Annotated in this window: 7 protein-coding genes; 4 read left to right on the top strand and 3 right to left on the bottom strand. The window is 48.5% G+C overall.

What is annotated here, in order from left to right; genetic code table 11:
- The 3 genes from KDK13_RS10510 to KDK13_RS10500 all read right to left on the bottom strand — a co-directional run.
- A partial coding sequence (locus tag KDK13_RS10510) for a TIGR04211 family SH3 domain-containing protein (RefSeq protein ID WP_257284932.1) occupies positions 1 to 479 on the bottom strand: 479 nt, incomplete at its 3' end.
- A gap of 24 nt (positions 480 to 503) precedes the next feature.
- Complete coding sequence (locus KDK13_RS10505) at positions 504 to 803, bottom strand: YciI family protein (protein ID WP_257284931.1); 300 nt, start codon at positions 801 to 803, stop codon at positions 504 to 506.
- The gene (locus KDK13_RS10500) at positions 804 to 1,379 is read right to left on the bottom strand and encodes a septation protein A (RefSeq protein ID WP_257284930.1); all 576 of its coding nucleotides are present in this window, start codon (positions 1,377 to 1,379) and stop codon (positions 804 to 806) included.
- A gap of 172 nt (positions 1,380 to 1,551) precedes the next feature.
- Here KDK13_RS10500 and KDK13_RS10495 point away from each other — a divergent pair, with 172 nt between their 5' ends.
- The 4 genes from KDK13_RS10495 to trpS form a co-directional block, all read left to right on the top strand.
- Positions 1,552 to 2,442: a PHP domain-containing protein gene (locus tag KDK13_RS10495; protein ID WP_257284929.1), complete on the top strand. Its 891-nt coding sequence runs from the start codon at positions 1,552 to 1,554 to the stop codon at positions 2,440 to 2,442.
- A 132-nt stretch (positions 2,443 to 2,574) separates the two neighbouring features.
- Positions 2,575 to 3,201: an L-threonylcarbamoyladenylate synthase gene (locus KDK13_RS10490; RefSeq protein ID WP_257284928.1), complete on the top strand. Its 627-nt coding sequence runs from the start codon at positions 2,575 to 2,577 to the stop codon at positions 3,199 to 3,201.
- A 163-nt stretch (positions 3,202 to 3,364) separates the two neighbouring features.
- Positions 3,365 to 5,314, top strand: coding sequence for a hypothetical protein (locus KDK13_RS10485; protein WP_257284927.1), 1,950 nt, complete (start codon positions 3,365 to 3,367; stop codon positions 5,312 to 5,314).
- A 164-nt stretch (positions 5,315 to 5,478) separates the two neighbouring features.
- Positions 5,479 to 6,207: tryptophan--tRNA ligase (trpS, locus tag KDK13_RS10480; RefSeq protein WP_257284926.1), on the top strand; the 729-nt coding region annotated here is incomplete at its 3' end.

The raw sequence follows: 6,207 nt of genomic DNA, 5'->3' as shown, positions 1-6,207 counted from the left end.
TGCTGGTTACGGCGATCGATCGCCAGAGGCTCAGCAGAAATATCCTGGAGTCGTTTCAGCTCCAGCTGCTGACGATCCAGCTTATCGTCAGCCTTGCTGAGTTCGGACGTGACCTCTTGCAGCTGACCATCCCGTTCTGTCAGGCGTTTTTCCAGCTCTTTATTATCTGCCGCAATTTTACTGGCCCGATCCAGGGCTGCCGGTAACTGGCGAAAAGCCGGTGGATTGCTCATCAGATATTGTGTCGGTACATAACCTTCCTGATCACCGTGCTTCACCTTGCTGAAGCCGTTGCCAGAATTTTCTTCCAACAGTATCAGCGCAGTGCCGGTCTTCAGTCCACGGTGAAGAATCCGGTACTCATTACTGGGTCCGGTCCGCATGGGAACATAGGTAATATCCGTGATGTAACGAGTCTCTGCAGAGACTTGCCCAATCCATAAAAAACCGAAGAAAACAACCAGCCAATATTTTTGCATTTTCACAGGTATCAGAATCTCAAATCACGGCAGAACTTTTTTAAATGGCTTAACGACAACCTGTCGATAAACACCAGCCTCAATATAGGGATCTGCATCTGCCCAGGCCCGGGCTTCGTTTAGACTGGCAAATTCGGCAACCACCAGACTACCGGTAAAACCAGCCTCTCCCGGATCATTGCTGTCTATGGCAGGACAAGGACCGGCAAGCACCAGCCGCCCTTCATCCTTCAATTGCTGAAGCCGCTCAAGGTGTGCACCGCGAGCTTTCATTCGCAATGGCAGGCTATTATCAACATCCTCACTGAAAATAGCGTAGAGCATTTAATTCTCCTCAGTCTGAATATGTTTTGAAATCACCAGAAACTGACCAATCACAAACAGGAAGGTCAGAATAAGGCTGCCGAACACTTTAAAGTCCACCCAGATATCGTGGAAGGTAAACGCCACAAAGAGATTTGCCGCCCCCAGAAGAATGAAAAATATGACCCAGCTGATGTTCATTTTGAGCCAGATATTGTCCGGCAGTGTCAGGGCATGTCCCATCATTCTCTCAAGCAGGGTCTTTTCACCGATAAACTGACTGCCCAGAAAAGCAACCGCAAAGATCCAGTTGACGATGGGGGCTTTCCATTTCAGAAAGGCTTCATCATGAAAGGCCAGTGTCATGCCGCCAAACAGCACAACCGCTGCGAGGGTGACCACATGGCTTTTCTCAAGCTCGCGGTTTTTCAGGTACAGGCTGCCATAAATCAAAATGGAAGCAACCATCAACACCAGTGTTGCACTGAACGGTCCACCCAGTTCAAACTCGTTTGAACCCAGGCTGACTATTCTGGGGTCCATTTTATAGACCACAAAGAAGAGAATCAGAGGAATAAAGTCAATTATTTGCTTCATATTTAGCCGGTCAGAGTAGAATGGCAGGCACCAATTCACCACAAAATTCACTACAATTCACCACAATGGCACCCACTGCACATAGTGAATAACGATCAGGGAGTTTGAGCCTGCAGACAATAACAGTCAAACTACATAATAAACTAATTGAATTTCAGGGTAAGAGACAATTTTGATTTCCATTGATTTACACAGCCACACAACCGCTTCCGATGGATCTCTTGACCCAATTGAGCTTTACCATCGGGCTCAGGAGCGACATGTCCATACGCTGGCCATTACCGATCATGACACAGTGGCTGCCCACTACTTCCTCAGAGACCATGCCCCTGGGGGGGATATCCGATTAATCACCGGCATTGAGCTCTCCACGACCTGGTCCGGCGCTGAAATTCATATTGTCGGTTTGAATTTCTCCCTTGATCACCGCGATCTGGAGATGGTCGTCAAAGCCCAGGGCGAGTCCCGCAGAAAACGCTCACATCATATTGCCGAACGACTGGCCCACCGTTTGCCAGACTGGAACGCCGACCAGATTTTCCAAAAAGTCCTTGAGGGCGCGGTTGAACAGCAACAAAACAGCCGTCATGGCTTTATTCTGAAACCGGACGACGTGCAGATTGGCCGGCCACACTTTGCCCGCTGGCTGATCAGTGAAGCGCGATGCAATGATATGGATGCCGCTTTTCGAAAGTACCTGGATAACAGCAAAATTGGCAACCTCAAAGCCTTCTGGCCAGGAATGAGCCAGGGCGTTGCCTGGATCCGGGCACTGGGAGGAACGGCCGTTCTTGCCCATCCCGGAAAATACCGGATGACCGCAACCAAACTCCGGGCCCTGATCAAAGACTTCAAGCTGGCCGGCGGACACGCCATGGAGGTTCAGGGATCCAACCATCCACACAGTCAGGTAGAGCAAATGGCTCGATATTGTCGCGAGTTTAACCTGATGGCATCGCAGGGCAGCGATTTTCACAACCCGGACTACCCATGGGTTGATATTGGTCGACTGCCGCCTTCTCTGCCTGAAAATCTGACACCGATCTGGGACATCTGGAAATAGGGACCAATGCGGCCAGGAATAAAGTTAGGCACTTCTTTCCTGTTGACCCCAGTGTTATGATTCGTCACCGCTTTTGCGCAATCACCGCAGTGCTCTTTCGCTGAAGCATTACTCTTTATACCGACGATTGCCATGAGCCAGTTCTTTCAGATTCACCACGACAACCCTCAACGGCGTCTGGTTCGCCAGGCTGTCGATATTATCCGTGATGGCGGTGTGATCGCCTACCCTACCGACTCAGCCTATGCCCTGGGTTGTCACATTGGCGATAAAAAGGCGGTTGAGCGGATCCGGAAAATACGCAGGCTGGATGAAAAACATAATTTTACCCTGGTCTGCAGGGACCTCTCCGAGCTGGCAACCTACGCCCAGGTTAATAATACGCAATATCGAATGCTGAAAAATCACACACCGGGACCCTATACCTTTATCCTGAAAGGATCCAGGGAAGTGCCCCGGCGATTGATGCACCCAAAGAGGAAGACCATCGGCATCCGTGTTCCCGAGTGCCCAATTGTACAGTCCCTGCTCAGCGAGCTGGGGTCCCCCATTATGAGTTCAACGCTCCAGTTGCCCGGTGACGAGTTCCCCATGATGGATCCCTACGATATCCGTTTGACTCTGGAATCCCAGCTGGACCTGATTATTGATGGCGGATACCGGGGCATGGAGCCGACAACGGTGGTCAGCCTGACTGGTGATGTCCCGGAAATTCTCAGGGTCGGCAAAGGTGATCCTGAGCCTTTTACGATTGATTAGTTTTTCAATCATAACCGTAAAAACTTTTTTCCTGCTTTTCAGAAAGTTCGTCTAGGATTGATACTTTAATTTAAAATCAACACCCATGCTTTAATCATCCAACAGTTAATAATTAAATGGCAAAAAACCAAAGTCGATCAATTAACAAAGCACTGACCAGATTATGCAAAGATCAGCAGTTACAAAAACAGCGCCTAGAGGGTTCAAAAAAAAATTATTCATAATAATTACTGGATTTTTTATAAACACCTTAAACGTTCAGGCTGAACTTGGCATACAAAACACTTATCGAATATCACAGCAGCACTTCTCTCAAGCCTACCCGGATTCTGATGAAAAAACAGAATTAACAGACAATAAATCTGAACTTCCTGACATCATTCTCACTCCCGGTGAAAAGCGAAAAATTGTACTGAAATCACTTACCCAGCAAACCACCGGCCAGGCCGGCTCTGAAAACAAGATACTGACGCATTATGCCGTTAAAGACCTGGATTTATTAAATGGATCAACACTTTCACCGGATCACAGCATTCTGAAACGACTTGGAACCCCTGTTACTGTATCCGGAGAAATCATGCTGGCCAATATGCTGATTACGCCAACAACGGATATCAATGTACTGGAGAAAAGACAATCCACCATTCAATACCTGATCGATCACCCTGTGGTAATGGCGAAACTGGAAAACCATTTACGGCTGTTCGCCACCAATGAGGATGGAATCATATCTCTGCTTGACCCCTCCGACACGATCTACAAAGGACTCTTCCAGAGCCTGGATGCCACCACTCAGTTCGGCATGAACCCGAAAACCAGTAATGAAAAGGAGGCGTCCCGTCGATTTATTGAAAGCCTGAATTTACTCGGTCTCGGGTTTATGCCTACCTACCTTTATTACAATTCATCACATCCACTGCACCTGGCCAGCGGCCTGACACTTTATGCCCTGACACTCTACCTGACGCAAAGAAGCGCCAGGAGAGAGAGGAATTATTACACCTACGTAATGGAGCGCAGCAGACGCCCGGGGCTGGCGTTATTTGAAGCCAGAAAGCTCTGGGTAACACTGGAGAAGCACCCGCTGTTTCATGATGTGTTTCTGTCCTACCCGGAACTTTCAAGGCTGGATCATTCCAGGGAACTCCGGGGAATGCTTGCTCTGCTGAAGGAGGCTCCCGACAGCCCGATCCGTTCCATCTGGCAATACTACACCACGCATATGGGTTGCTACCACATGGCATTGGAACTTATGCAGAAGCATAAAAACTCCATGCTATACATTCTCAAGGCAGTCGGTGAAGTTGATGCCTGGTTGACTATTGCCAGACTGGTAAGCCAGGGGCAGAAAAGAGAAAACAACCCCATTACCTTTGCCAAATACATTCCGGAACACCATTCACCTTACCTGAAACTTGACCGGTTCTGGAATCCACATTTATCACCAGCAGTAGCCGTGCCAAACAGTATTGAAATAGGTGCGCAACTGCCGTTGAACACCATCATTACGGGACCCAATGCCGCCGGGAAATCAACCAATATGGAAGGCATCGCCATTGCCGTCCTTCTGGCACAGACCTTTGGTATTGCACCGGCTCACCATATTGAAATAACCCCGTTTTCACTGATCCATACTCATATGGATATCAGCTCAGAGGTTGCTGCAGGCCTGTCAACATTCAAGGCAGAATCGGTCAGGGCCATTGAACTGATGGACCATATTGAAAACATGGAAGCGTATCAGTTCAGCCTGACCCTGATGGATGAGATTTTCAGCAGTACCAATCCGATAGAAGGTGAGGCTGGCACTTATGGCTATCTGAAAATCATTTCAAACAACCGGAACTCCATTAATATCTGCACAACCCACTATCCCAGACCCACGCTGCTGGCGGAAGAATACCCCGGAATATTCCAGAACATGCATGTTCACGCAGAAATCACCAGCGATGGCAGACTGGTCTATGACTATCTTTTAAAGCCCGGATATTCTGAACAGCACATTGCCATCAAAATTCTGGAAGATGAAGGTATTCAGTCAGAGTTTCTTGATATCGCCACTGACATTATTAAATATCCAGAAAGATACCCTCTTCAGAACCGACGACACTGAACAACTCCTGAAATTTGATAACAACATTTAGCAAACTGATTGATGAGTGAAAAAATGCAAACTTAAGTCATCAGTTCATGGCAGGGAATACTGTCTTACCCCCCCTTTCCCCCGGATTAAAACTGTCGTACCCTGTCCACTGAAGACGAACCCGGGAGAGCCCTTTGAGCGCTGTAGATCCTCAGTCGCGTGTTTTATCTGGTATGCGACCCACTGGCCGATTACATCTTGGCCACTATCACGGTGTTTTGAAAAACTGGCTGGCACTGCAACACGAATACGATTGCTTTTTCTTTGTGGCAGACTGGCATGCACTGACTACTCACTACGAGGATACCCAGCACCTTCAGCAACACATGCTGGATATGGTCACTGACTGGCTCGCCGTTGGCGTGAACCCGGGTTCTTCCACCCTGTTTATCCAATCCCGGATTCCGGAGCATGCCGAACTTCACCTGCTACTTTCCATGATGACACCACTCTCATGGCTGGAACGGGTTCCAACGTATAAAGATCAGCAGGAAAAACTCAAAGAGAAAGACCTTTCTACCTATGGCTTTCTGGGATATCCACTCCTGCAAAGTGCTGATATTCTCGCCTACCGGGCAGGCAGTATCCCTGTCGGCGCTGACCAGGAAGCTCATGTAGAAATTACCCGGGAAATTGCCCGACGCTTTAACCATCTTTATGGCCGTGAACCCGGTTTTGAACAGAATGCCGAAATGGCCATCCGGAAAATGGGCAGAAAACAGGGTGAAATATACCGGAAGCTTCGTAAAACCTATCTGGAAAAAGGTGATGAAGAAGCCCTGGAGACAGCCAGGGCCCTGCTGAAAGAACAGAACAATATTACCCTGGGAGACCAGGAGCGTCTCTCCGGTTCCACGGAAGGT

The organism is Endozoicomonas sp. SESOKO1 (assembly GCF_024606265.1).
In the GTDB taxonomy this organism is placed as follows: Bacteria; Pseudomonadota; Gammaproteobacteria; order Pseudomonadales; family Endozoicomonadaceae; genus Endozoicomonas.
Note: the sequence above shows the minus strand (reverse complement) of the source record. Positions and strands in the feature narration are given on the sequence as shown.